We start from the raw sequence: 23244 nt of genomic DNA, 5'->3' as shown, positions 1-23244 counted from the left end.
GTTGGAGAAATCCTGCCTCAGCAAGTCGGCTCTGTGAACAAAGAATCCCCTCGCCTTGATAGCTGGGGAGTGTCAACAGGTTTGTAGCGAGGACTTGCATTCTTCACTCCCAACTCATTTGATTGCGGTTGTGCGATCGCGCATAATATAAAGTCTAAGTTTGCAGGAGGGGTTGTGGAATTTTCTATTGCTAATTTTCTGGTTTTGGTAGCGTTTGTGCTGCTGATTACCGTGACTGGCGGCGTCGCGTATTTGACGGCGATTGAGTGGCGCGATCGCAGACGGTTAGATAACGCTAAACGGAAAAAATAGTAGCTTTTTCCTATTGACAAATTGCATTTTTCATGCAACAAACAAGGCAACCCCAATAGGTTGCCTTGTTTTTGGATTTGAGGAGTTCGATCGGCAGATTAACGGGATTAACAGAGTTGATGCCGATCGACTATTGGTCAATTATCCATCCACGAATCAGTTCATTGATCTGTTCTGGTACTTCGTCGTGGGGACAGTGACCAGCTTTGATAAAGTGTTCGGTCAACTGGGGATAATGTTGGCGGAATTTGGCGCTTCTGTTGGTGGAATTCATCCACGGATCGCCCTCTCCCCACAGCATTAGCAACCCGCAGGTTAATTGACTCAGCAATACGTCATTTTTTTCGCCTTGGGGTGTTCGGAATACAGAGGCGAATACTTTCGGTGCACCGGAATCGCAGGATGGTTGGTAAATTTCCTCTACTAATTGGTCTGTGACGGCACTTTGGTCGAGATAAACTTTTTGTAGGGTTTTCCGAATAGTCGATCGCTGGCGCACGTATTGGAACAGCAGAAAACTTGCCCAATCTTGCTGAAATAAGGTTTTAGCTACCGCAGATATGGCTTTTTGCAAGGGCGGGGCTTCGGGTGCGGGCTGAGTTTCGGTGAAGGGGCCGGCGCTATTGATTAAGATCAGTCCGGCGGCTGATTCGGGACGCCCTGCTGCGACACACAAGGCGGCGTAGCCTCCGAGGGAGTTGCCGGCTAATACGGCGGGCCGGCCGATGATGTTGGTGATGAAGTCGTGGAGTTGGTCGCGCCAGAGCTCGCCGCTGTACTCGATTTCGGGTTTTGCCGATCGCCCAAATCCGATCAGGTCGATCGCCCACACTTCAAATTCTTTGCTCAGCCCGCTGATATTTTTGCGCCAGTGGTCTGTGGATGCTCCAAAACCGTGAATTAACAGCAGTGGAGGGCGTTCTGGATGTCGATCGCTAGATCGCACATAGTACACTGAATGGCCCCGCCATTGCCAGTATGTACCAGCGATAGGGGCTGCGGTGATGGCTGGGGTTGTTTGCATGATGTAAAGAAATAAGTATTTACTTTAACTATTGTATCGCGACGTTCAGATTTATCAAGTTTTGCCAACAGCCTGGGGTTTAGCCAGCAAGGGATACGTCAATTTTGGCGAGTTGGGCGAGTGCGATCGCCTACTCAGGCGCAATAAGTTTTGTAACGAATATTGCGTTTAATGAGAGTCGCAGTAGTAAGGAATCAGTGCCGCGATCGGCATTTAGGAAATATATCTGGTTTCGGCTGCAACATACCTAGGTATGACAATTGTGATATTTGGGGACAAGTAGAAGTTCTGGGCGATCGGGCCTCATCTGGGGTTGCGACAGCCGATACCCATTGGCAAGGAGTCAAGGGATCGACTTTTTTGGAGGGTTTTCCGATCTTTTCAAGGTGGGGATCGTTTGGTAAGATAGGTGTTGACGGCTGGGGATGCAGCGAGCACAGCTTCGCTGCCGTGGCAAAAGCCGACATCAAAAATCTGGCTGCGGGTAGAAGTTATCAGTAAAATTACTGGTGGTTCTCGGCAAAAGTTTCTGAGAATCGCAGAATATTTTGTGACGTTCTTTGCTTTGATTAACGGCTTTAATACTCTAAGATAGAAGTAGAGCTGCGCCGCTCAATTAATTAGCATTTTGAATACTAGGGAGCCAACTATGCAGGGTGTGAAGTTTATCCACCTGAAAGTTAGGGAGTTTTCTGAGTGATTGCTATTTCAGCCCGTCCGGTCGTCGGACGCAATTGGATTACGATTAGCTTCGCTTCTACCCTCTACCTTTGTCCTATTTTGGATCTGCTCCTAGCAGAGGTTCCAGCTTACTGGCAAGCGGAATTACGGTTGGGGCTTCAAGAAGCATTGGTAAATGCTGCTAAGCATGGAAATAAGTTAGACCCCAGTAAAACTGTTGGAGTCCGTTTTTCGATCGTCCAAAACGAATATTGGTGGGTGATATCGGATGAAGGTTGTGGCTTTAAGGCCCCTTGCGGTTGCGACCTTGATACCGATAATTGCGATAGTGATTTTGCAGACAACTCTGCACTCCCCCATGTTGAACAGGAATGTGGTAGGGGACTGTTTATTCTTTACCAACTATTCGATCGGGTAGACTGGAATTCTCAAGGTACAGAGTTACGGCTGTGCAAAGAGATTCCCACTCGTTACCGACTGCCTCGCTTGCGCTAGAACTGATATTTGGCATCATTTTTCAGCTCAGCTAGACCTGCAAATTTTTTCATTTCCCCGCTGAACCGGGCATGGAAAATTTTGAAAATCTGGCTATTGATAGTAGATGATAATGCAAAATGTGAGTTTTGAGTGAAAAAAGTATAAATCTTTTTTGGCTCGCAATCGCGCTGCTCGATCGAGCGGCGCGATTGTTTGAGTTTTGGGACACTAATCAAATATTTAGCTCAATACTCAAAATTATTTGCCGTGAGTGGGGCACGGAGGTGCGGAGATCGATCGATCCAGCCATCCTGCTGCTTGGTTTAAGCGCGGGAGAGCTTCTTCGGGCTGATTTTTCAGCAAAAAGACCAAAGCGGCCGCAGCTTGCTCTCCGGCCCGCGCGGAACGGTTAGCTTTGAGGCGATGCCAATCTTTTTCGGAAATGGCGAGGCGGGCTGCTAGGGCTTGAGCCAGTTCTACTGTACTGAACTCGTTGAGGTTGACAGTTTGGGTGGTTTGTGTAGTTTCAAGCATAGGTGGAATTATAGCTATTTGGCTGCGGTTTCTCAATTGAAAAAATATACTGCATATAATAACAAGTTAATTGGGAATCTGTTTTTTTTAAGTATTGTCAGGTTTACAGATCGAAATGCCTCAACAGCCGTCAGAGTTAAATCACCAAGAGCCAGAAAACGAGTTTGTACAGGCGCTAGAAGCGGTGGAGCGATCGCTCGCGGCGGTCAAAGAGCGTTACACTCAGATTCAGTGCGATCGACAGCGCCAAGCCGAACTCGGCCACCTGCGGGAAGATGTGCGCCACTCTCTGCGCCAAAATCCCCTACCGCAACTCAAGAAGGAATTGCGGGAAATTGAGCAAGAATTGGAAACGATCGAGTTAAATTTAGAAAGCAGTCTGTTTTCTTGGGCAAGCATAAAACAACCTTTTTGGCAAGCTGTTCGCTTTGGGGGACTCGGCATTTTGCTGGGTTGGATGTTGAAATCCTATGCGGGATAGTTTTTGATTTTTTTACCGCAGAGGGCGCAGAGGGCGCAGAGGAAGAGCAAACAGAGATATAGTGCAAAATAATATTAAATAAACGGGAGTGGATATGACTAATCAACGAATTGCAGCAATTTTGCGGGGCGGTGAACCCGATCAAACTGTAACAGTTCAAGGCTGGGTTCGTACTAAGCGCGAATTGAAAGAATTTGCTTTTGTCGAAGTCAACGATGGTTCGGCGATGGCTAATTTGCAAGTAGTTATCAATGCCGATTTGCCAAATTTTGAAAATATACTCAAACAAATCAATACAGGTGCATCTTTAGAAGTTTCGGGAGTCCTGGTAGCGTCTCCTGCGAAGGGACAACGAATTGAGTTGAAAGCCTCACAAGTACAAGTTTACGGCGAAGCAGACCCGCAAACTTATCCGTTGCAAAAAAAGCGGCATTCCTTGGAATTTTTGCGGACAATCGCCCATTTGCGGCCGCGTACAAACACCCACGGCGCTGTATTTAGAGTCCGCAATGCTTGTTCGGCGGCGGTACACCAATTTTTTCAAGAACGTGGTTTTTTATGGGTTCACACTCCGATTCTTGCTGCTAGTGATTGTGAAGGTGCGGGGGAAATGTTCGCCGTTACCAACTTTGATTTGAAGAATGTGCCGCGCACAGATTCGCAAGAAGTTGATTATTCTAAAGACTTTTTTGGAAAGCGCGCTTATTTAACAGTTAGCGGCCAGTTGGAAGCGGAAGTTATGGCGATGGCTTTCGGCAATGTTTACACTTTTGGCCCGACTTTTCGAGCAGAAAATTCTAATACTTCGCGGCATTTGGCTGAGTTTTGGATGATTGAACCGGAGATGGCTTTCTGCGATTTGCAGGGTGATATGGATTTGGCTGAAGCTTTTTTAAAGTACATTTTTAAGTACGTTTTGGAGCATTGCCCGGAGGATATGGAATTTTTTAACGAGCGGATTGACAAAACGGTTTTGGCGACTGCTGAAAATATTATTAACAATCAGTTTGAGCGGATTACTTACACGGAGGCGATCGCACTTTTGGAAAAAGCTGACAAAAAGTTTGACTTCCCGGTAAGCTGGGGCTTGGATTTGCAGTCGGAACACGAGCGCTATTTGGCTGAGGATTTGTTTAAAAAACCGACGATTGTCAGCGATTATCCAGTCGGGATTAAAGCATTTTATATGCGTTTAAATGAAGACGAAAAAACCGTGCGAGCAATGGATGTTTTGGCTCCGAATATTGGGGAAATTATCGGCGGTTCCCAGCGGGAAGAACGGCTGGATGTGTTGGAGCGGCGCATGGAAGCTCAAGGGATGAATAAGGAGGAGTTGTGGTGGTATTTGGATTTGCGTCGCTACGGTACTGTGCCTCATGCTGGCTTTGGTTTGGGGTTTGAACGGTTGGTGCAGTTTATAACGGGAATGGGAAATATTCGCGATGTAATTCCGTTTCCGAGAGCTCCTTTGACTATTGATTTTTAGTTGATTCTGGTCTGGTTCGTAAGCTGTTCTGCTTTTAAATTGTGTGTCAAGAAATAATCAAATTCTTGTGGGGTGGGCAGGATATCCCGCCCCGAATATCCAATTTAAATGCCTCTAGCCGAAGGTGCGTCTAGCAGTACGCTAGGAGCTAAAATCTAAAATCTAAAATTGACCGAGAGTATGTTCTAGTTTTTCCGCAATGCCTTCAACCCAATTTTCATCTTGTTTGGTGTAGCTGCGGGGCGCGTTAGCACCTAAGATTAACACGCCTTGGCTGCCGATCGGCTGACAGATCACTCCTTGGGTATTTTCTGGCAAATAGTCGAATTCGATTCGCCCTGGATAAATATTGAGATTTACTAAATAAACTGGTTTGTTTTTGTCGAGCACTCGCTGCAATATTGGCCCTGGATTGACTTCGGGATTGGTGCCTAAGATGCCCCGGCGCAAGAGGACTTTTCCTTGATATACCATGACGATCGCCCTTGTGGCTGTATTTGTCAAGAGCAAACGTGAGGCCCAGGCTAATTCTAGCTTGACGGCCTCTGGTAAATCTGGCGCAAACTCGAAGCCTTCAGAGCCGATAAGCTGTACTGAATCGGGCGATCGCGCTTGCACCTGTTGCCACAACAAACCTGTTAAAATCAGCAGGGCGCTGATAATTACTCCCAAAACGTCCGATCGAGCTTGAGAGTCTGTAACTTGCTCTGTGAGTAAGCGGTTGACCATCAGCAGCGTACCTGCTAACCCTCCCGCCACTAAGGGCAATTGCCGCAAAACTTTATTTGGGTCAGATTTTGTCATTAGTCATTGGGCATAGGGCATAGGGCATAGGGCATAGGGCATAGGGCATTGGGCATTGGGCATAGGGCATTGGGCATTGGGCATTGGTCATTAGTCATTAGTCATTAGTCATTGGTCATTAGTCATTGGTCATTAGTCATTAGTCCTTGGTCATTGGTCATTGGTCATTGCTAGTTGGTAATTTGACTACTGACTACTGACTACTGACTACTGACTACTGACTACTGACTACTGACTGATGACTTTACCCGACTTCCCCAATTTCGACAATTCGCTGGAATAGATAGCCGGTGCCGCGGGCGGTGAGAATTAATTCAGGATTGCTGGGGTCGTCTTCCAACTTTGCCCTCAGCCGGGAGATGTGAACGTCCACAACGCGGGTGTCTACGTGGCGTTCGGGCGTGTATCCCCAGACTTCCTGCAAAATTTCTGATCGCGAAAAAGGCTCTCCAGAACGGCTGACAAGCAGTTCTAACAAGCTGAATTCCATGCCCGTGAGCCGAATTCGTTCGTCGCCTTTGTAAACTTGGCGCTTGTTGGTGTCAATCCTAATGTTGGTGACGTGGATGACTCCAGAACTGGGAATCCCCGAAGAGCCGTTTTTGTCAACCCTCCGTAGTACCGAACGGATGCGGGCTTCTAGTTCTTTGGGTGAGAAAGGTTTGACGACGTAATCGTCGGCGCCCAATTCTAAACCGGTGATGCGATCGGCTACGTCTCCCAAAGCGGTTAGCATGATGATGGGCACGTCTGATTCTTTGCGCAACTCCTGACAAACACCGTAACCGTCGAGCTTTGGCATCATCACGTCCAAAACTACTAAGTCGGGTTCGGTGTTGCGAAATGTTTCGAGAGCTTCTTCGCCGTCAGCAGCGGTGACGACATCGTAGCCAATCATGGAAAGGCGAGTCTCCAGAATGCGCCGGATACTGGCTTCGTCATCGACTACCAGAATTTTTTCTTTATGGTTTTCCAATTTACCGAGCACTCCTTAAGTTACATTTCAGATAATGTTATTTTTTTTTACCCTATCATAGAAGACACAAACTCATTGGTCTGTGGCGATCGGTCTGAAAGCTTGATAATTGCTTTAACTCCGACTTTTTAAAATGTTAAGGTTGACTATTTATCATATCTGTAAACAATGCCTAAACCTCGAATACAATATATTTGCCGGGAATGCGGGTATGATTCACCACAATATTTTGGCAGATGCCCTAGCTGTCATAAGTGGGATTGTTTTGACGAGCAGTTAGAACCACATAGTTCGGGTGGGTCGCGGGCTGGTTTGACTGGGGTGACAACTAAGGGACTGCACGGTTCGCCTCCTGATAAGTCGAAGGGTCAGCCGAAAGTATCTTTTAGATTATCGCAGATTTCCGACCAAACTCAGTCTCGCTGGCCTTCTGGTTACGGGGAACTCGATCGAGTTTTGGGAGGTGGGATTGTTCCGGGCTCGCTGGTGTTGATTGGTGGGGAACCGGGAATCGGGAAATCGACGCTGCTATTGCAGATGGCGAATATGTTGGCTCGCAAGGATAGAATACTCTATGTTAGTGCGGAGGAGTCTGGCCAGCAAGTGAAATTGCGATCGCAACGTTTGGGCGTGGCTAATCCGGTTAATTTGTCAAGCAACGATGGACAGAAATCTGATAGTAATGGGGAAGCTAAAACCGATTGTGAGGACAATTCAGCGGAGAATTTCTATTTGCTTCCAGAGACGGATTTAGACGTTGTTTTGCGGGAGTTGGAAGCGCTGAAACCGAATGTGGCAGTGATTGATAGCATTCAAACTATTTATTTTGCTAAATTAACATCGGCTCCTGGTTCTGTGGCTCAGGTGCGGGAATGTACGTCTGCTTTGATGCAGGTTGCGAAAAGGGAAAATATTACTTTATTTCTGGTTGGTCATGTTACTAAGGATGGATCTTTGGCGGGCCCACGGGTTTTAGAACATTTAGTAGATACTGTACTTTATTTTGAGGGCGATCGCTTTGCTTCTCATCGGCTTTTGCGATCGATGAAAAACCGTTTTGGCGCTACTCATGAAATCGGTGTTTTTGAAATGGTAGCAAACGGTTTGCGAGAAGTAGATAATCCGTCGGAGTTGTTTTTGGGCAATAAAGATGAATTTTCGCCTGGTACTTCGACAACGGTTGCTTGTGAGGGAACTAGACCAATTTTAGTGGAGATTCAGGCGTTAGTCAGCCCTGCGAGTTTTGGTGCGCCGCGTCGCACTACTACGGGTGTGGATAATGGTAGATTGCAGCAAATTTTAGCTGTTTTGGAGAAAAGGGTGGGCATTCCTTTATCTAAGTTAGATGTGATTTTGGCGTCGGTGGGCGGGCTGAAGGTGGAGGAACCGGCGTCGGATTTGGCAGTTGCGATCGCAATTGTGGCCAGTTTTCGCGATCGGGTAATTGATGCGCGCACAGTTTTGCTCGGAGAAGTTGGTTTGGGAGGACAGGTGCGGCCAGTCTCCCAATTAGAGTTACGACTGAGGGAGGCGGCGAAATTGGGTTTCAAAAGGGCGATTATTCCTAAGAATCAATCCGTACCAGAATTAGGGATAGAAATTATTCCAGTGGGGAAGGTAATTGATGCAATAATTGCAGCGATTCCGGCTACACCGACTCAGTTGGAGTCTGATGATTCTGATGATCTGGAAGTGCAGGCTGTTGATTTGGAGGAAGAGGATTTATCGTATTGAGTTAGAATAGTGATGTTGGAAATTGATAGTAATGAGGCACGAGTTATGTATCAAGTAGATGTTGTTGAGGCAAAAGAAAAGCTTCTGGAATTAATCGAAGCGGCGATGAGAGGCGAAGAAGTTGAGATTACTCAAGATAACCAGCCTGTTGTAAAATTGGTAGGGATACCCAAACAAGCTAAACCCGATCGACAACCAGGAAGTGCTAAAGGAATGGTTTGGATGTCCGATGATTTTGATGAACCGCTAGAAGAGTTTAAGGAGTACATGGAATGAGGCTGTTGTTGGACACTCATGCCTTTATTTGGTACAGGACAAACAGTTCAAGGCTGAGTATAACATGGCGATCGCTAATTAACAAAGGAGATAACAATATTCTCCTCAGTACAGCTAGCGTCTGGGAAATGGCGATTAAGCACAGCATAGGCAGGCTAAATTTTAGTATGCCTTTTATGGAGTTTGTCAAGCAGCAGATCGCAGTTAATAGAATTGAGATACTGGAAATAAGTTTCGATCACATTGAGGTTATGGCTTCACTGCCTTTGCATCACCGCGATCCATTTGACAGGCTGATAATTGCCCAATCTATGGCGGAACAGATACCCGTTTTGAGCGTTGATGTTATTTTTGATGCTTATGCGATCGCACGTCTGTGGTGAATTAAGTTAGTATAAAAATAAAGAGGGAAAGATGAAACATTTTAGAATCATCATTGAAAAACATCCCGACGGTTATGTAGCCTATCCCCTTGGCATCAAAGGAGCCGTAGTTGGTGAAGGTGACACCTATGAGGAAGCCTTAGCTGATGTCAAGTCAGCTATTCGCTGCTACATCGAGATATTTGGCAAATGAGCAGGAAGTTTCCGTGAAACTAACTTACGCTCCGAGATACAACGTAGCTTATATATACCTGAAAGAAAAAAATGCACAGGTAGAAACTATCCAGGTTAGCGATCAAATGAATGTGGACATTGCCCCCGACGGTACTATTTATGGAATTGAATTACTCAATGCCAATCAACTATTAGGTGCAGATAGTCAAGGAAAACTAATTTTTTTTAATGAAGCTTTGGGAGAATCAGCCGAAATTCAGCTTGCACTATAACTGCTTTCATAAATTTATGTAAAATACTGATTAAAACAATCATGAAAGCCTACGAGTTTCCAGCAAAAGTCACAGATGAAGGGAAAATCGAATTTCCCGATACCATCTTAAAAGACTTGGCAGCTAACCAAGAAGTCAGAGTTATTGTTCTGGTGCAAGAACCAACTGACACAGAAGAGGAAAATACAGCTTGGCATCGTCTTGCTGCTGAGCAATTATTGGCGGGCTACAGCGAGGAAGATGCTATCTATGACAATATTTGAAATATGCCAAATTATCAATCAGGAGAAGTTCTCTTACTAGCACTACCTTTTGCTGATGTAACAACATCCAAACTCCGTCCAGTGCTGGTACTTTTGGATACAGGAGATGAAGATATTGTTGTTGCACGAGTGACAAGTCAAATAAGTAGGACTGTTTGTGATGTTGAGATTGTAGAATACTAACAGGCAGGTTTGCTGCGGTTGTCAGTGGTTCGGCTGCATAAGGTGAACACAATAGAAAAGCGTTTGGTCAATCGTCGATTGGGAATTTTAACCGCTAGCGACTGGACGCAAGTTAGAGAAAAAATACAACAAATCTGGTATTCTATTTGATAATGTTTTAAAAATAGTTGATTTTCCAATTTTTTGAGGCGCGTTTTCACTAAAACATGAACAAGTCAAAAAGACGCAAAAATCAGTGGTCAAATGAACTACACGACATCATTCGAGGTGCATCGGGCGGATTTTTGTTCGGGATTCCGCTGCTTTATACGATGGAGGTTTGGTGGATCGGTTCCTCTACTAAACCAGCACAAATGTCGATCGCCATTGTAACTACTTTTCTCGTCGTTTTATTGCTGACTCGCACCGAAGGTTTTCGCAAAACTAAGAACATCCGCTGGCCAGACGCTGCAATCGATACCGTAGAAGCGATCGCGATTGGCATTGTCTGCGCGGCTTTTATCCTGTTTTTGCTCAGGGAAATTACGCTGGAGACTCCGCTGCAAGAAACTTTGGGTAAAATCGTCTTTGAAGGTTTGCCGTTTTCCTTGGGAGTGGCCCTGGCAAGCGGTTTCTTGAGCGGCGATCGCTATGAAAGCTCAGACAGCGACAGCGAACCGATGATTAATCCCACTTTAGCAGATATCGGCGCTACTTTAATCGGCGCGATGATCATTGCTTTCAACATCGCCCCAACTGACGAAATTCCCATGCTAGCCGCCGCTATTTCGCCGCCTTGGCAATTAGCAATTATCGCCGTTTCGCTGCTAATTTCCTACGGTATTGTATTTGCAGCCGACTTTACTTATCAAGCAAAACGCCAGCAGCAGCAAGGAATTTTTCAGAGTCCCCTCAGCGAGACTGTGATGGCGTATTTAGTATCGCTGGCTGCTTCTGCATTTATGCTATTTTTCTTCCACAAACTCAGTTTTGACGATCCGTGGTCGGTTTGGTTGGGCTATACGTTAGTATTGGGATTGCCGGCGACAATTGGTGGCGCGGCGGGTAGGTTAGCAGTATGAGTGAAAGTAAGAAGGAACAGCCACAAAAAAGAACTCTTGCTGAATGGGTGACATTTGCGATCGCCTGTTCGATCCTGTCTTCCCTCACCGGACTCGTACTCTATAACTGGGCGACTAAAAAACAGGAACCTCCAGTAATTTCTGTGACTCGCAACGCGCCAATTCGCGAAACCCAAGGGCAATTTTACGTGCCGTTTACGGTTACTAACACGGGCGGCGAAACGGTCGAATCAGTGCAAGTTATAGCTGAACTGCGCGTCAACGGCGAAGTCTTAGAATCGGGAGACCAGCAAGTTAATTTTTTGTCAAGTGGCGAAACTCAAGAAGGAGCTTTTATTTTCAGCCGCAACCCCAGCCAAGGTGAATTGATTGTGCGATCGAGCAGTTATCAACTGCCTTAACAAAGATCGGATTCGGCGGTTTGAGCAGCTCAAAAGTCAATTGATGTCATGTCCCATAAATTACCCGCAATAAAAAAGGTTCGATCGTTCGGACTTTAGTCCTCTAATTATAAGGACTAAAGTCCGAACGATCAAACCAATCGCCACTTGATCTACCGCTTCACCATACTGTGTTCCCACTTCCAAACACAGCTAGAAATCAAATTCGTGCAGATATGAGCCGTAATTGGCACCAACAAATTCCCCGTAGCTAAAACACTGTAACCCAACAGCAATCCGACAGCCGTCGCCCAAACAGCATAAGGCCACTGATCCATTCCTCCCAAGTGCAGAATGCCGAAGGAAAAACTCGATAAAACTAAACCAGTAAGATTCAATCCCAAAGCAGACAGCATTACACCTCGAAATAGCAATTCTTCGCTAAGTCCCGGCAGCAATCCCAGCCAAATTAAATCGGGCCAAAATAGGGGTTTGAGGACTACTTCTAAGTAAATGTCAGCACTCCGGCGATAACCTGGCCAAAGGCGATAAACGATCGCACTACCGCCTGTAATCGCCAGTCCGATCGCACATCCTGTGAGCAAATCCATTACGATCAATTTGACGGGCAAAAGCGATACCGATCCAAATATCAACCACAATTTAGCTACCGCCAGCAACATAATTGCTGTCACGCCCATTGCTACTAAAACTTGAGTGCGCGTCAACGGTTCAATTTCGGGATTTTCGGGAATTTTTTCTGACACTTAATCTATTTTATATTTTAGGTTTTAGGTTTTAGATTTGTTTAGTAGAGTCAGACAAACACCGCAGGGAGGAGATGTCTGCACCCAAGGAAGCTGGACTGATGCCGGCTCGTAAAGCGACCAATACGCCGATCGCCTCTAAATATGAGTTTACCTGCAAAGCTTTGATTCCGAGTTTTTCTGGAGTAGCCCGCATCTGGGTTTTGTTGTCACCCACAGCGATGATTTGTACTGTCGATCGCCCGCTTAAACTCAGAATAGCACTGCCACCGCACGCTGTGGCGGGTATCACCACCGCATCGACTCGATCGGCAGTAATTGATAATTGGCTGTCTTCCTGGGCTTTCTGCGTTGTAAACTGGGGAGCTTTGCTGAGGCCCGCGAGCACGCAAGGTAAGAAAGTATAACCGATTTCCTCGGCAGCCGATCGCGGGGACAGGTGCGGATCGAGGGGTAGTGGCAACAAAGCCGGAGCGTGAGCACAGGGGATTTTAAATGTTCTAACAATCAGGTGACTGATCACAGCTTCCGCGCCGGCGAGGGGGTCAACTCCTTTGCCGTGGCGGTAGTTTTCGAGGGCGAGGCTGCCTTCATCTTCGGGAAATCTGGCTACAACTGCGATCGCCTGGACTTTTGCTTGTCGGATCAATTTTTCGGCGGCGCGTAGTAAACTGTCGGGATTGCCGATCGTCCCCCAGGATGCCCCGGATTCTGAAGTACGTAATTCTACTTGCAAAGGGCGATCGGTCAAAATACAATCAGTTATGTTCAAACCTAATGTGGCTCTAGCAGCATCAACGGCTTGCAAGTGGCGCAATTGTAACTCCGGTTCGATCGCACAATCCATGATTAAGCCAATGCGATTTTGATGTACCGGTTGCAGGCCCCAGCATCCGGCTGCAAATTTGTCAAGGGCGTAACCTTCGACGTAGAGGGCGTTAGGTATTGGCCAATAAAGTTGAGCACCGTTGAGGACGTTGGGGTGAGTAATCAGCGTATCGGAAATTTGGGCGATCGCCCTAGCAACGGGCAGCGCATCGCCTGCAAAGCCCCCAATCGAGGCTCCAACGCCTGTGGGGACTATCAAAACCACTGTTAAAGGGCGGGGCTTCACGCTGTTGCGGGGGATGCTTCCACGAGCACGTAACCTTCTACCACAGCCTTTTGCCGATCGATATCCACGTCTGTGACTGCCCAGCGCAGGGGTTCGCCGTGCTTTTGCAGTTCAGTTTCAATGGCTGAGTGCAATTCTTCGGCGGTGTCGCGGAGGTCAACTTCTGCGGAAATGAAATGGGTGGTCATCTTGTGATCCATAGTGGTTTTACCGCGATCGGTACTTCGGTACTTAAGTAAATTTTAGCTTAGTCCTAGGATTTACCGAACTGGCGATCGTACACAATGTCTTCTTTTTCGGTTTCTATCTTCAAGTGCGATCGGGGAAAAGAAACGCACAGTAACACATAACCTTCGGCCTGAAGTTCGGGACTAACGCCCATGCAATCAACTTGCTTAACTTGACCCTCAATAACTTTAGCAGCGCAAGTAGTACAAACCCCCGAATTGCAAGAGTTCGGCAAATCAATCCCAGCGGCGATCGCAGTTTGCAAAATTGGTTGATCTTCCGGCACTTCTACGCTATAGGTGCTGCCTTGGTGAAGTAATTCAACGGTGTAAGTTTGAGACATATTTCGATTATTGGTTTTAATTCCCAATTGGAATCTAGGGTAGATTTACAAACAAAGCAATCAGTATTTTACCGCTGTTGGTGATTCTGTGCAAGTTGACAACTACATTATTTATTGCTAATAATTTTCATTAATTGGCTGAATGGGCGATCGCGTCCTGCCCCGCAACCTACGGCATTTTGTCAAGCATTTTCTCACAAATTCAGTCCTAGACGCAGAACCTAATTACCTAGTGGTAGGGTGCGTCGCCATGAAAAATCCCTAAATTATATCGACAATCTCACCGCGACGCACCTTGCACTTCGGGCCCGTACAAATAATCCTCTGTTTCACTCCGCCCAACTATTATTTTGTAGCAAGACTTTTTATAAATGGTATAACTAATATTTGCCATCAACCCAACAACTCATCAACAGCAACACTAAAACCCGGCAATACTAGCTGAGTGCTGATTGTAGAATCCCAGTTAAAAGTTAACTTTTGAGATTGAGTCATAATCAATATCCAGCGACTTTCTGGAAAAACAATCCAAACTTCCAAACAACCAGAATCTAAATACTCTTGTGCTTTCAGAAAAACATCTTCCGCAACATCAGTAGGAGAAACAATTTCCGCAATTAACAGCGGACTTTGAGGAAAAGTAGGAACATCGCCATATTCAGCAACAAGTTCAGCAGTCAAATAAGCAACATCAGGGCGACGCACTCGCCTGTCAGTGCGACAAGGAACTTCCGTATAAACTTCGCCACCTTGTCCGCTAGATATCTTGTAACTTCTCCAAGAAAAATCTAGTCTAGATTGGATTCGACTGTGTTTTACTGTCATACCATTTTTCTCCGATATTTGCCCGTCCACCCATTCCATATCGTCGGGGGGATTAGCGATGAAGTCTTCTAGAGAAACATTTTCTGATAAAACGGCTGTCATTACCATAGCCATTTACTCCCTTTTGCAGAATTCACTGATATTATATCATTCTTTGGTAATAGGTAATTGGTAATTGGTAATTGGTAATTGAAACTAACCAATGCCCTATGCCCTAGGCCCTATAACCAATCTACTCAATATTAATTTGATTCGGTGGCTTAGGTTTGTCATCCTTCAAAGTTTTACGCCCCGAAGTTGCATAATCCTTGTACAAATCCACAAACATCTTTGTCAACTGCTGCAAAGAAAGTTGTTCCCCATTAATCTGAGCTTTCATATAAGCTTTCAGCACCTCAATGTAAGCCAAACCGAGAGCAAGCGTGAGAGTTGCCGCCGTTGCACCGGAGATAGCACCGCCAACAATAGTACCAGCACCCGGAATCATTTTAATCAAATTAGTAACAATACTTCTACCAACAGCAGTAACCCCGCCAGCACCGCTAATCGCAGACAGCATCGCCGAAACAAACCCCTTATCAAAGGGCATTCCAAAAATCACAGTAATATTAGCAATCATTGCCGTTTGCATCGCCATCAAAATCGGCGCATCAGCAAATGGTACAGGAGTCGCACCAACAATCGCAGAACCGGCAACATAACCAGTTACATACTTAAACGCCATGTCAGATTTGAGCGCAACATTAGCAATTTGTTCTTTAACAAAAGCTTTTTTAGCGACTTCCGGCAGCAATTGAAAAGTTGCATCTACCAACTTATCTAAACCGTGAGATTTTACTGTATAATCCTCATCAATTTCTTCCGGTTCAGCCATCACAGGGATGATTTGACTGACTGGCAAATTCATGTGTTCTAGTTGCTTGAAAAACTCGCTAGGCTTTTTAGAGGTAGTCTGAGTCAGCACTAAAATCACAGGTACATCTTTGACTTCCATTTCTTTTAGCCAGCTTTCCTCCACAGATTCTATTCTATTAGCACTGTGATTGATGCAGTACCAGATTACGTGAATGTGTTCTTTTGGATGCAGGAGTCTTTGGTCTTCAATTAGTTTAGCAACGTTGAGCTGAATAACTTTAATTTGTTCGGCATTGAGTTCGAGTCCGGGAGTATCGTAGACTGTAATCGGACAACTTGGTTTTGTATATTGGCGGATTCCTTGAGTTACGGGGCGGCCCACTCCGGTTTCTGCTAAGCGCTGGCGAAAAACCGAATTGATCAGGGTACTTTTGCCAACTCCAGTTTTCCCGATGACTAAAACATTGCACTGTCCCACTTGATTTTCAGCGTCTTTGAAAGCATCGTAACTTTTGTTTAAAAGGTCGTCTAGGGAAAAGTCGTCTGACATGGCGGTTCGCTCCGATAATGGGATTAGTCAGTATGTGTGTATCAATAATGCCCGCCGAATAGAATTCGGGGCTATACAAACGAAGTCCGCCTTCGCGGACTAAAAGAGTAAAGGTAGTAATTTAGCCCTATTTGGTATAATTTAATATTTTAAGCTAACAATTCATCAACGGCAATGCTAAAATCTGCGAGAATTTGTTGAGTTCTAACTGTTTCGCCGGCTCGAAATCCCAATATTTGATTATAATTGACCACAAATACTAAATGACTGTCAGGCAAAACTATCCAGACTTCTTGACAGCTAGATGCCAAATATTCTTGTGCTTTGAGAAATACATTTTCAGCAATATCTGTGGGCGAAACTATTTCGGCAAGTAAAGGGAAACTCTGCGGTAAAGTTGGAACATCGCCGAATTGTGCGGCTAATTCGGGTGTGAGATAAGCTACATCGGGGCGGCGAATTTGTTGGTTTGTGCGGCAAGGTGCTTCGGTATAAACTTCTCCTCCTTGGCCACTAGAATCTTTGTAATTTCCCCAACAACGACTTAGCTTGGATTGAATTCGACCAGTTTTCAGTGTCATGTCATTTTTCTCTACGACTTGTCTGTCCACCCATTCCATGTTGTCTGGCGGATTAGCCATGAAATTTTCTATGGTAAGATTATCTCGTACAATGGGTGCGATCGCAGGTGTTTCATCAATTTTAGGTAATTCGCTGGTTGTGGCCACCATAGATTTTTCCTCAATTTTGGATAGTTCGCTAATTCTATTATGACTGATGCGGTGAGAATTGTTGGGATGATCGGTAAGGTGTGCTGTGCGAACCCTACAAAGTATCTCTCATTGATTATCTCCCAGTTTTCTGATTAAAAATCTGACTTCTTCGAGCAAAGTATTAAATCTCTGGTCGTTTTCTAATTTGTACTGTTGAAAATCCTCATTCCGCCGCCGGATTTCTTCATCCCGTTGACTGTCTCTTTCTAAAAGAGCATTGACAGCGCCTACCAGCATATCGACATTGCGATTAGTTTGTTCGATATTCAGAGTCGTTCGATCTACAGTGGCAGCCAAATCATCCATCATTTCGTCTGTCCAGCGTTCCGTTGTCATTGTTTTTTTCCTCGGCTTGTTTTCTAGCGATATTTTAGGTAGTCCAATTATATTTTAGCGATCGCCCTTTCTGAAATGTTGTGCTACAAATTAGAAATGTTCCAGCACATATTTTTCCTGTGCATAAATATTTCGCAGCGACTCTACTGATCTTTTAGGCAACATAAATTTAATGACTCCCACCAATCGCCCCCAGTCGAACAATTCTGGAACCGAAACAGCTTGATGAAATTTCTGTGCATAGAAATCCACCCAAAAATCCGGTGCATTTCTCTCTTTTTTGCTCATCATCCGCCGCTTCCAGTAACCAAAATCTAAACCTTTGGGCGATTCTACTCCCAAAATTGGCGGTAAGTCGGCGTAGCTGACAAAGCGACTCATGCCTTGGGCGTGTACGTAAAGGATGTGCCGCCACCGCTCGATGCGATATATTTGTTCTACCTTGATTTTGAGGAGACGCGCGATCGCCTCTTTAGTCGCAAATCGGCTCAAGGGATGAACGGGGGTTGATTTTCGCGAAAAGTTTGCTAACATAGTCTGTAATTGTTTTAGATGAGTAGTTGACGTGTCGTTTACGGGTGTTTGAACTCTCGGAAAGCGGGTAGTTGACCTCTGTGAAAGCAAGAATTTGATTTGAACAGGCGATCGCCCTTTAGTTTTCCAGGCGTAAGGACGATCGCTTTTTACGATAAAACCATCTTATGATGGTACACCATCAGTTGTCAAGTATGGGTTTAGTTAGATTAAAAGTCAGAGAATTCGCTGCTGAGAAAGGCTGGACGCTAAAAGAGGTTTCAGAGCGATCGGGAGTCATCTACAGCACCGTCAGACACTACGCCCGCTGTCCGGGGGTGTCAACTATTGACTTCATTTCCATACACAAATTGGCTCGCACCTTTGATGTGATGATTGAAGATTTGGTGGAAATTGTGCAGGAATAGCCGATCGCTTTTTACGATAAAACTATTAAAAACTAAATCTAGTTTTCTGTCAATGGGTTTAATTAGATTGCGGGTAAAAGAGTTTGCGGCGGAGAAGGGTTGGACGCTAAAAGAGGTTTCAGAGCGATCGGGAGTGATCTACAGCACTCTGACAACCTATTCGCGTTCTCCGGGGATGGCAATGGTTGATTTTACGTGCTTGCTCAAGTTGGCGCGGACGTTTGATGTGATGGTGGAAGATTTGGTTGAGGTAGTGAAAGAGTAGGGCGATCGTCCAAGCTAAGATAGAGAAGTAAGCTTTTGACATCAGCCTGAATGCCTACCTTACTCCGAGTTGGCCCATACCGTTTCTTCTGCTATGCAGGCGATCGTGATGAACCACCGCACATTCACGTTGAGCGCGATCGAGAAGAAGCTAAATTTTGGCTTAGTCCAGTTCGCCTTCAAAATAATAAAGGCTTCAGCCGTACAGAAATCAATGACATTCAGAAACTTGTTGAAGAAAATCAAGAGCAATTGCTAGCAGGTTGGAATGACTTCTTTAATGGTTGAATTGCTAGAAATCCCCAAAGCGCAACAAGTAGTTATTACAGATGATGCGCTGACAGTCGATCTATCTGATGGTCGTACTATTTCGGTTCCTTTAGCTTGGTATCCTCGGCTGTTACACGGTACACCGGGCGATCGCGATAATTGGCGATTTATTGGTGAGAACGAAGGAATGCACTGGCCCGAACTTGACGAAGACATCAGCGTCAAAAATATCATTCTCGGTAAACCGTCTGGAGAAAGTCAGAAGTCATTTCAGCGGTGGTTAGACGATCGCGCGAACAAAGTCTAATATCAAACCAGGTTTTATGTTAAATTAATTTGTTTGTAGTAAGGACTTCAGTCCTGATTTACGAAAACCAAAACGACTTTGGCTTACATCTTTTAACTCAAAAGATAGCGTCTGAATTACTCCAGACGCAATGAATTTTTATCAACTCAATATTGCTCGACAGCCTCCAACATCTGATTCACAGACTCACCTCGTTGCATTGCTTCCCAATCAGAAGTAATCGGTTGGAAAGAACAGTAGCACAGTAAAATTCGCAAGTCAGTATCAAAGGAAGAAAACTGGTGAACGCTAGTAACTATCCAGTCTCCATCTTTGCCGTGAGTTACTCCATTACCGGAGTCAGATAGATTGTCGTAGTCGCGGGTTCTGTCCCCCGGCTGCGGAAGAATTGGGTTTTCTTCCCAACTCCAGTTTTCCCACAGAATATCAGTTAAACCACCCCTCGGCATAAGTTGGCGTTCTTCCCAACCGGGAGCACTCATGGTTTCGGCTTTGTAGACAATCCAGATTTTTTTTGCCATCTTTACCTCTGTCTTTTACCAATGAGACTATTTTGATGAAGTGATTAGTTCAGGCAATTGTTCGCGACTGGCCCACCAATCATCTAACGATATAGACACAAGTTGTACGTCATCGGAATTGCTCAGCGATACTGCGGGTAAATCCGACCAAATTGTTCTGTAGATAAAATCAATTATTTCTATGATATCATCGCTATCGTAAGGGTAACGGCCACCAGAAAAATCTTCATAATTCACATCGGGATGTGTCAGCAAATATTCAAATGCCAGTTTCAAATACTCCAAATCTCCATGATTGCTGGCGTTTTGTTTCATCCACTGAACTAATGGCAAATATTCGGGCATTTCATCCGGCGGTAGTTCGTGATGATTGAACCATGCAACAGTTATGTCAGATAAATAGTGATTGACCATTGCTGCACTAATTTTCCTAATTATTCCTTCTCTAGGAGTTACTTGCACTTTTAGCATCTCCCACGTTTCCTTTTCCATGCTCAAGGTATTGCCCACTTCTTGCAAAAGTTCATAACCCCTTGAATCTATCGGTATTTCTTCCTCAATGAGAATATCGCACAAAGTCTCTAATGCCAAATTCCACTCGCCCGCATTGATGTAGGATTGAAGAAATTCTATTTGAGTGTCTGAGAGAGATTCCTTAAGTTTGTCAAGGACTTCATTCAATTTTTTAACCACGATTTTATAGTCAAACATGAGTCTATCTCCTTAATAATTATCTACGGATTGGGCGGTATATTGGTCGGAAAAGCTGTGATTACACCTCTGCCATATGGTTCTACAATTACCCTTATGCTAACACCGTTCCTGGTTCCATCAATCTGCCATATTATAGGTTTTCCTTTCTTAGTGTATTTAGCACCAGGCGTTCCATTTTGCCGGAACCAGATAGAATTAGGGTCTTTCACCACTTCAGAAATATAATTAATTGTCTGTTCATCGCTCCAACCTGTGGGAAATTCACTTTTACCAGAAATTCCTCTACCAGGGCCGTGACCTCCCCCAGTTGCGTCACTATCGAGAATGTGTGTCCGTTGCTGAGAGTTGATTTGAGATAGATTATTGACATCAACTCCACTGGGAATATTACCTGAAGAATAGTTGCTCATAGATGGCTTTTGGATATTGCCATAATTTTATAGTCGAACATGAGTCTATCTCCTATCAGACGGCCTATGGTGAATTATATGATGCTTGTGGTATCAATTAATTTTAGTCTATTTCCTCTGAATCATCCCATTCTAGTTCATCTTCTTTTTGCTCTTCTACTTCTTCTGATTCCTCTGAGTAATTGAACATAAAGACAAATTTGTTCTTAGGCAGAATCAGTGTTGGCAAATAGAGAGGTTGATCATCCCAACTCTTTTGTTTTTCACCTTTTTCATACATAACAACGAGTACAGGGACATCAGTGTATTTTTGTCTGGGCTTACTTACCCACTGACTTTGTGCAAAATTAGAAACCCAAGGTCGATTAGTTTGGTTGCTCAAGTCCAGTCCATTACCATTTTTCCCTCGACGAACGTTGAGAATACCCTTATGGATACCTTCTACTTTCATTGCTTGAAGTGCCTGTTTGACTCGCTCATCTTCCCAGGGATACCCAGAACAGGAACGGCTTGGCATTTCTGAAATAATCTCGATTAAATAGTCTATTTCTACTTCATGGTATTCATCATCTACCTTAAATGTAGACAGAAGTTTATCAAGTGCTTCTGTGTGTTTTTTAACTTCAGAAGCTGTCCACAATGGATCGCGGGGGTAAATAGAAGATCCTGGGGTAAATACACCAATGGCTGCTGGATTAAGGACATTCGCACGGGTTGGTTTAAGTTTTCGACCAACCCACACTGGCGTAAGCTTAATTTTGCCAGTGTCCTCATCAATTACTTGACGCATACCCTCATCTGACTCATGGATAGCGCGGAAATCCTCTAAAATATGTTCGGGTAAAAAGAGGCGAGTAACATCTAGCAATTCCTGGCGATAACCAAACATTCGTGCGTGCTGATGAACCGTGTCCATCGTCTTTTGCTTGGCATCACGCCCGTAATAAGTAATCATCAATCCTTCAATAGTTACACCACGCCCCAAGCGGTTTCCTCCAATTAGAATGTTTATACCTGGGCTGTATTTTGGTTCCTTATCTGGATTGGTGGCATCAATAACTTTTGGTATAGTATTTCGTAACTGATACTCTAGCTCCACAACAAGGTCATTGAGAGGTGGTAAGTTAGAAGCTGTTTTGCTTAACTCCGCATGAGCTTCACTTAACCACTTAAGTGCATCCTCTCGCTTTGTGACAGATGATTTAGCTCGCAGAGCTTTGTCAAGCTCTACAACAAAGCTGCGAATAACCTTTTCCAACGTGCTGTGAGTAATCCGCTTGTGGTCAATATGAGCTAAAAAAGAATACTTAGCATCTATATCTTTTGCTGATTTCATTTTGTATATTGAACCCACGAAAAAACAGCACAAAGCTAATTTCAGCTTTGGCGGCATATCCCAATTATCTCCAGGGTTGATTTTTCCTCCCTGTTTTTTTAACTGATCCAGCTCTTCGGCTTTCACCGTACAGCAATGTTGGCTATTTGCTTCAAAAAAAATGTCTCCTCCTATATAAGCATTGCCTGGTTTAGAAAGTACACAGAAGGCGGGTTTACAGGGGTGATCGAGATTTTGCAACAACAAGCTTTGAGGGGTAGCTGTAATTTGTAAATATATGTGATTAGCAACTTGTTGCCGAATTTTGGCTATTAATTCAAATATCTTACTATCAGGAACCGTATTCCCCCCCTTTTTAGCTTTCTTGGCTTCGTTGGTATTTAGACTAGCATTGTCAGCCTCATCATCAAAGATAAGAGTGGGTACGCTACTGGCTTTAGCAGACTTTAGAACCTTCAGCAAGTTCTCAAGGTGACGCACATTTTTTGTGGATACTAAGACAACACCAGTATCATTGATATAGTCATGCAGTTGATTAGTAGCAAATTCTGTGGGTTCACTTCTCCATTCTTCCCAATTAAAGACAACAGGGCCACCTTTAATCTGATTGGCGAAACGATCTGCTGTTTGTTTACCTAGCCATGTATTATCAGATGTTAATACAATGAAGCAACGGAATTTATTAGCTTCAGCAAGTGCCAGCGTAGCAATGGTAGTATTAGTTTTGCCGCTTTGGACTTTGCCATAGATTAGTCCAGTCGTACCATAAGGTATTTTACCTTTATGATGATTGCTAACAATACCTGTTCCTGTAGCACCAACATCACCAGAGCCAAATGTTGTTGAGTAAACATCAACGCAATTTTGAACAATTTCAACAGCAGCTTGCTTTAACTGCTCTGCTTCTGTGTTTCCAAGTTTGCTCTTAATCCTGTCAAGAAAATTGTTGATACAATATTCATCATTTTTAATCGGAATCTTACTCATGGCGGTTTTTTTATTTATTTTACAAAACTACGCGAGGCCAATCATTCTGAGGTACAGTCTGATTCATCTGCTGCCTGCCTGGACCACTTACATGATAACTTCCTTGAGGTCGCCTAGACACAGATATGTGTTGATCGCTAATATCTGCATTTTGATCCACTATACTCCAAAATTGCTCTTCAGCTATGCAGCAGATACCATC

35 protein-coding genes are annotated in these 23244 nt (G+C 44.6%); 18 read left to right on the top strand and 17 right to left on the bottom strand.

Annotated features, from left to right (window positions below; genetic code table 11):
• Nucleotides 1-174: 174 nt before the first annotated feature.
• Nucleotides 175-312, top strand: a complete 138-nt coding sequence (locus tag QUB66_RS13495) for a hypothetical protein (RefSeq protein ID WP_265233952.1) — start codon at nucleotides 175-177, stop codon at nucleotides 310-312.
• Nucleotides 313-442: 130 nt separating this feature from the next.
• Here QUB66_RS13495 and QUB66_RS13490 read toward each other — a convergent pair whose 3' ends face one another.
• The gene (locus QUB66_RS13490; protein WP_332967990.1) at nucleotides 443-1336 is read right to left on the bottom strand and encodes an alpha/beta fold hydrolase; all 894 of its coding nucleotides are present in this window, start codon (nucleotides 1334-1336) and stop codon (nucleotides 443-445) included.
• A 171-nt stretch (nucleotides 1337-1507) separates the two neighbouring features.
• On the opposite strand from QUB66_RS13490, the gene QUB66_RS13485 reads away from it, so the two are divergent.
• Together QUB66_RS13485 and QUB66_RS13480 are read left to right on the top strand one after the other, a co-directional pair.
• Entirely contained in the window at nucleotides 1508-1837 is a 330-nt protein-coding gene (locus QUB66_RS13485; protein WP_332967991.1) for a hypothetical protein, read from the top strand.
• 195 nt (nucleotides 1838-2032) lie between these two features.
• A complete protein-coding gene (locus QUB66_RS13480; protein WP_265233949.1) occupies nucleotides 2033-2512 on the top strand; it encodes an ATP-binding protein in 480 nt (159 codons plus the stop codon).
• Between the two features lie 240 nt (nucleotides 2513-2752).
• Here QUB66_RS13480 and QUB66_RS13475 read toward each other — a convergent pair whose 3' ends face one another.
• On the bottom strand, nucleotides 2753-3028 hold the full coding sequence (locus QUB66_RS13475) for a DUF6439 family protein (protein WP_332967994.1): 276 nt from the start codon (nucleotides 3026-3028) through the stop codon (nucleotides 2753-2755).
• A gap of 115 nt (nucleotides 3029-3143) precedes the next feature.
• On the opposite strand from QUB66_RS13475, the gene QUB66_RS13470 reads away from it, so the two are divergent.
• On the top strand, nucleotides 3144-3509 hold the full coding sequence (locus tag QUB66_RS13470; RefSeq protein WP_332967995.1) for a DUF2203 domain-containing protein: 366 nt from the start codon (nucleotides 3144-3146) through the stop codon (nucleotides 3507-3509).
• Between the two features lie 94 nt (nucleotides 3510-3603).
• On the top strand, nucleotides 3604-4995 hold the full coding sequence (asnS, locus tag QUB66_RS13465; protein WP_332967996.1) for an asparagine--tRNA ligase: 1392 nt from the start codon (nucleotides 3604-3606) through the stop codon (nucleotides 4993-4995).
• A gap of 162 nt (nucleotides 4996-5157) precedes the next feature.
• On the opposite strand, the gene QUB66_RS13460 is transcribed toward asnS, so the two are convergent.
• Together QUB66_RS13460 and rpaB are read right to left on the bottom strand one after the other, a co-directional pair.
• Entirely contained in the window at nucleotides 5158-5799 is a 642-nt protein-coding gene (locus tag QUB66_RS13460) for a cofactor assembly of complex C subunit B (RefSeq protein WP_332967997.1), read from the bottom strand.
• Between the two features lie 244 nt (nucleotides 5800-6043).
• Nucleotides 6044-6775 carry a response regulator transcription factor RpaB gene (gene rpaB / locus QUB66_RS13455; protein ID WP_265233944.1) on the bottom strand — a complete coding sequence of 244 codons (732 nt, stop codon included), beginning with the start codon at nucleotides 6773-6775 and terminating at the stop codon, nucleotides 6044-6046.
• 168 nt (nucleotides 6776-6943) lie between these two features.
• Here rpaB and radA point away from each other — a divergent pair, with 168 nt between their 5' ends.
• From radA to QUB66_RS13415, 9 genes are all read left to right on the top strand, one after another.
• A complete protein-coding gene (gene radA, locus QUB66_RS13450; protein WP_265233943.1) occupies nucleotides 6944-8509 on the top strand; it encodes a DNA repair protein RadA in 1566 nt (521 codons plus the stop codon).
• A gap of 12 nt (nucleotides 8510-8521) precedes the next feature.
• Nucleotides 8522-8785 carry a type II toxin-antitoxin system Phd/YefM family antitoxin gene (locus QUB66_RS13445; RefSeq protein WP_265233942.1) on the top strand — a complete coding sequence of 88 codons (264 nt, stop codon included), beginning with the start codon at nucleotides 8522-8524 and terminating at the stop codon, nucleotides 8783-8785.
• A complete protein-coding gene (locus QUB66_RS13440; RefSeq protein WP_332967999.1) occupies nucleotides 8782-9168 on the top strand; it encodes a type II toxin-antitoxin system VapC family toxin in 387 nt (128 codons plus the stop codon). The genes QUB66_RS13445 and QUB66_RS13440 overlap by 4 nt, the downstream gene beginning before the upstream one ends.
• Nucleotides 9169-9199: 31 nt before the next feature.
• Complete coding sequence (locus tag QUB66_RS13435) at nucleotides 9200-9361, top strand: type II toxin-antitoxin system HicB family antitoxin (RefSeq protein WP_332968001.1); 162 nt, start codon at nucleotides 9200-9202, stop codon at nucleotides 9359-9361.
• A gap of 13 nt (nucleotides 9362-9374) precedes the next feature.
• Nucleotides 9375-9614 (top strand): DUF2283 domain-containing protein, encoded by a 240-nt coding sequence (locus QUB66_RS13430; protein WP_332968003.1) that lies wholly within the window; start codon nucleotides 9375-9377, stop codon nucleotides 9612-9614.
• Between the two features lie 41 nt (nucleotides 9615-9655).
• Nucleotides 9656-9877, top strand: a complete 222-nt coding sequence (locus tag QUB66_RS13425) for a hypothetical protein (RefSeq protein WP_332968005.1) — start codon at nucleotides 9656-9658, stop codon at nucleotides 9875-9877.
• Between the two features lie 207 nt (nucleotides 9878-10084).
• Nucleotides 10085-10210 carry a hypothetical protein gene (locus QUB66_RS29745; RefSeq protein ID WP_442923215.1) on the top strand — a complete coding sequence of 42 codons (126 nt, stop codon included), beginning with the start codon at nucleotides 10085-10087 and terminating at the stop codon, nucleotides 10208-10210.
• A 56-nt stretch (nucleotides 10211-10266) separates the two neighbouring features.
• On the top strand, nucleotides 10267-11121 hold the full coding sequence (locus QUB66_RS13420; RefSeq protein ID WP_265233936.1) for a TIGR02587 family membrane protein: 855 nt from the start codon (nucleotides 10267-10269) through the stop codon (nucleotides 11119-11121).
• Nucleotides 11118-11522, top strand: coding sequence for a TIGR02588 family protein (locus QUB66_RS13415; RefSeq protein WP_265233935.1), 405 nt, complete (start codon nucleotides 11118-11120; stop codon nucleotides 11520-11522). Before QUB66_RS13420 ends, QUB66_RS13415 begins: the two co-directional genes overlap by 4 nt.
• A gap of 152 nt (nucleotides 11523-11674) precedes the next feature.
• On the opposite strand, the gene QUB66_RS13410 is transcribed toward QUB66_RS13415, so the two are convergent.
• The 9 genes from QUB66_RS13410 to QUB66_RS13370 form a co-directional block, all read right to left on the bottom strand.
• Complete coding sequence (locus tag QUB66_RS13410; RefSeq protein ID WP_265233934.1) at nucleotides 11675-12268, bottom strand: CPBP family intramembrane glutamic endopeptidase; 594 nt, start codon at nucleotides 12266-12268, stop codon at nucleotides 11675-11677.
• Between the two features lie 31 nt (nucleotides 12269-12299).
• Complete coding sequence (locus tag QUB66_RS13405) at nucleotides 12300-13382, bottom strand: DUF3326 domain-containing protein (protein WP_265233933.1); 1083 nt, start codon at nucleotides 13380-13382, stop codon at nucleotides 12300-12302.
• Nucleotides 13379-13570 (bottom strand): hypothetical protein, encoded by a 192-nt coding sequence (locus tag QUB66_RS13400; protein WP_265234023.1) that lies wholly within the window; start codon nucleotides 13568-13570, stop codon nucleotides 13379-13381. Before QUB66_RS13400 ends, QUB66_RS13405 begins: the two co-directional genes overlap by 4 nt.
• Nucleotides 13571-13635: 65 nt before the next feature.
• Nucleotides 13636-13953 (bottom strand): 2Fe-2S iron-sulfur cluster-binding protein, encoded by a 318-nt coding sequence (locus QUB66_RS13395; protein WP_265233932.1) that lies wholly within the window; start codon nucleotides 13951-13953, stop codon nucleotides 13636-13638.
• Nucleotides 13954-14346: 393 nt separating this feature from the next.
• Nucleotides 14347-14892 carry a Uma2 family endonuclease gene (locus tag QUB66_RS13390; protein ID WP_265233931.1) on the bottom strand — a complete coding sequence of 182 codons (546 nt, stop codon included), beginning with the start codon at nucleotides 14890-14892 and terminating at the stop codon, nucleotides 14347-14349.
• A gap of 118 nt (nucleotides 14893-15010) precedes the next feature.
• Nucleotides 15011-16183, bottom strand: coding sequence for a YcjF family protein (locus QUB66_RS13385; RefSeq protein ID WP_332968010.1), 1173 nt, complete (start codon nucleotides 16181-16183; stop codon nucleotides 15011-15013).
• A gap of 149 nt (nucleotides 16184-16332) precedes the next feature.
• Nucleotides 16333-16914 (bottom strand): Uma2 family endonuclease, encoded by a 582-nt coding sequence (locus QUB66_RS13380; protein WP_265233928.1) that lies wholly within the window; start codon nucleotides 16912-16914, stop codon nucleotides 16333-16335.
• Nucleotides 16915-17022: 108 nt separating this feature from the next.
• Nucleotides 17023-17292, bottom strand: coding sequence for a hypothetical protein (locus QUB66_RS13375; RefSeq protein WP_265233927.1), 270 nt, complete (start codon nucleotides 17290-17292; stop codon nucleotides 17023-17025).
• A gap of 90 nt (nucleotides 17293-17382) precedes the next feature.
• Nucleotides 17383-17826 carry a hypothetical protein gene (locus tag QUB66_RS13370; protein WP_332968012.1) on the bottom strand — a complete coding sequence of 148 codons (444 nt, stop codon included), beginning with the start codon at nucleotides 17824-17826 and terminating at the stop codon, nucleotides 17383-17385.
• 194 nt (nucleotides 17827-18020) lie between these two features.
• Here QUB66_RS13370 and QUB66_RS13365 point away from each other — a divergent pair, with 194 nt between their 5' ends.
• Genes QUB66_RS13365 through QUB66_RS13350 form a run of 4 tightly spaced genes read left to right on the top strand, consistent with a single transcriptional unit; the run spans nucleotide 18021 to nucleotide 19074 of the window.
• Entirely contained in the window at nucleotides 18021-18233 is a 213-nt protein-coding gene (locus tag QUB66_RS13365) for a helix-turn-helix domain-containing protein (protein WP_106149042.1), read from the top strand.
• 52 nt (nucleotides 18234-18285) lie between these two features.
• Complete coding sequence (locus QUB66_RS13360; protein ID WP_265233925.1) at nucleotides 18286-18498, top strand: helix-turn-helix domain-containing protein; 213 nt, start codon at nucleotides 18286-18288, stop codon at nucleotides 18496-18498.
• Nucleotides 18499-18548: 50 nt separating this feature from the next.
• The gene (locus QUB66_RS13355; RefSeq protein WP_332968014.1) at nucleotides 18549-18785 is read left to right on the top strand and encodes a DUF4160 domain-containing protein; all 237 of its coding nucleotides are present in this window, start codon (nucleotides 18549-18551) and stop codon (nucleotides 18783-18785) included.
• A complete protein-coding gene (locus tag QUB66_RS13350) occupies nucleotides 18766-19074 on the top strand; it encodes a DUF2442 domain-containing protein (RefSeq protein ID WP_332968016.1) in 309 nt (102 codons plus the stop codon). The genes QUB66_RS13355 and QUB66_RS13350 overlap by 20 nt, the downstream gene beginning before the upstream one ends.
• A gap of 146 nt (nucleotides 19075-19220) precedes the next feature.
• On the opposite strand, the gene QUB66_RS13345 is transcribed toward QUB66_RS13350, so the two are convergent.
• The 4 genes from QUB66_RS13345 to QUB66_RS13330 form a co-directional block, all read right to left on the bottom strand.
• Nucleotides 19221-19595 carry a hypothetical protein gene (locus tag QUB66_RS13345; protein ID WP_332968018.1) on the bottom strand — a complete coding sequence of 125 codons (375 nt, stop codon included), beginning with the start codon at nucleotides 19593-19595 and terminating at the stop codon, nucleotides 19221-19223.
• A gap of 27 nt (nucleotides 19596-19622) precedes the next feature.
• Nucleotides 19623-20306 (bottom strand): MafI family immunity protein, encoded by a 684-nt coding sequence (locus QUB66_RS13340; protein ID WP_332968020.1) that lies wholly within the window; start codon nucleotides 20304-20306, stop codon nucleotides 19623-19625.
• A gap of 23 nt (nucleotides 20307-20329) precedes the next feature.
• Nucleotides 20330-20719 (bottom strand): EndoU domain-containing protein, encoded by a 390-nt coding sequence (locus QUB66_RS13335; RefSeq protein ID WP_332968022.1) that lies wholly within the window; start codon nucleotides 20717-20719, stop codon nucleotides 20330-20332.
• Between the two features lie 103 nt (nucleotides 20720-20822).
• Entirely contained in the window at nucleotides 20823-23042 is a 2220-nt protein-coding gene (locus tag QUB66_RS13330; protein ID WP_332968024.1) for a Z1 domain-containing protein, read from the bottom strand.
• Nucleotides 23043-23244: the final 202 nt, after the last annotated feature.

The sequence above is a fragment of the Microcoleus sp. A2-C3 genome (assembly GCF_036706065.1).
GTDB lineage: Bacteria > Cyanobacteriota > Cyanobacteriia > Cyanobacteriales > Microcoleaceae > Microcoleus.
This window is presented reverse-complemented; position numbering and strand designations above follow the sequence as displayed.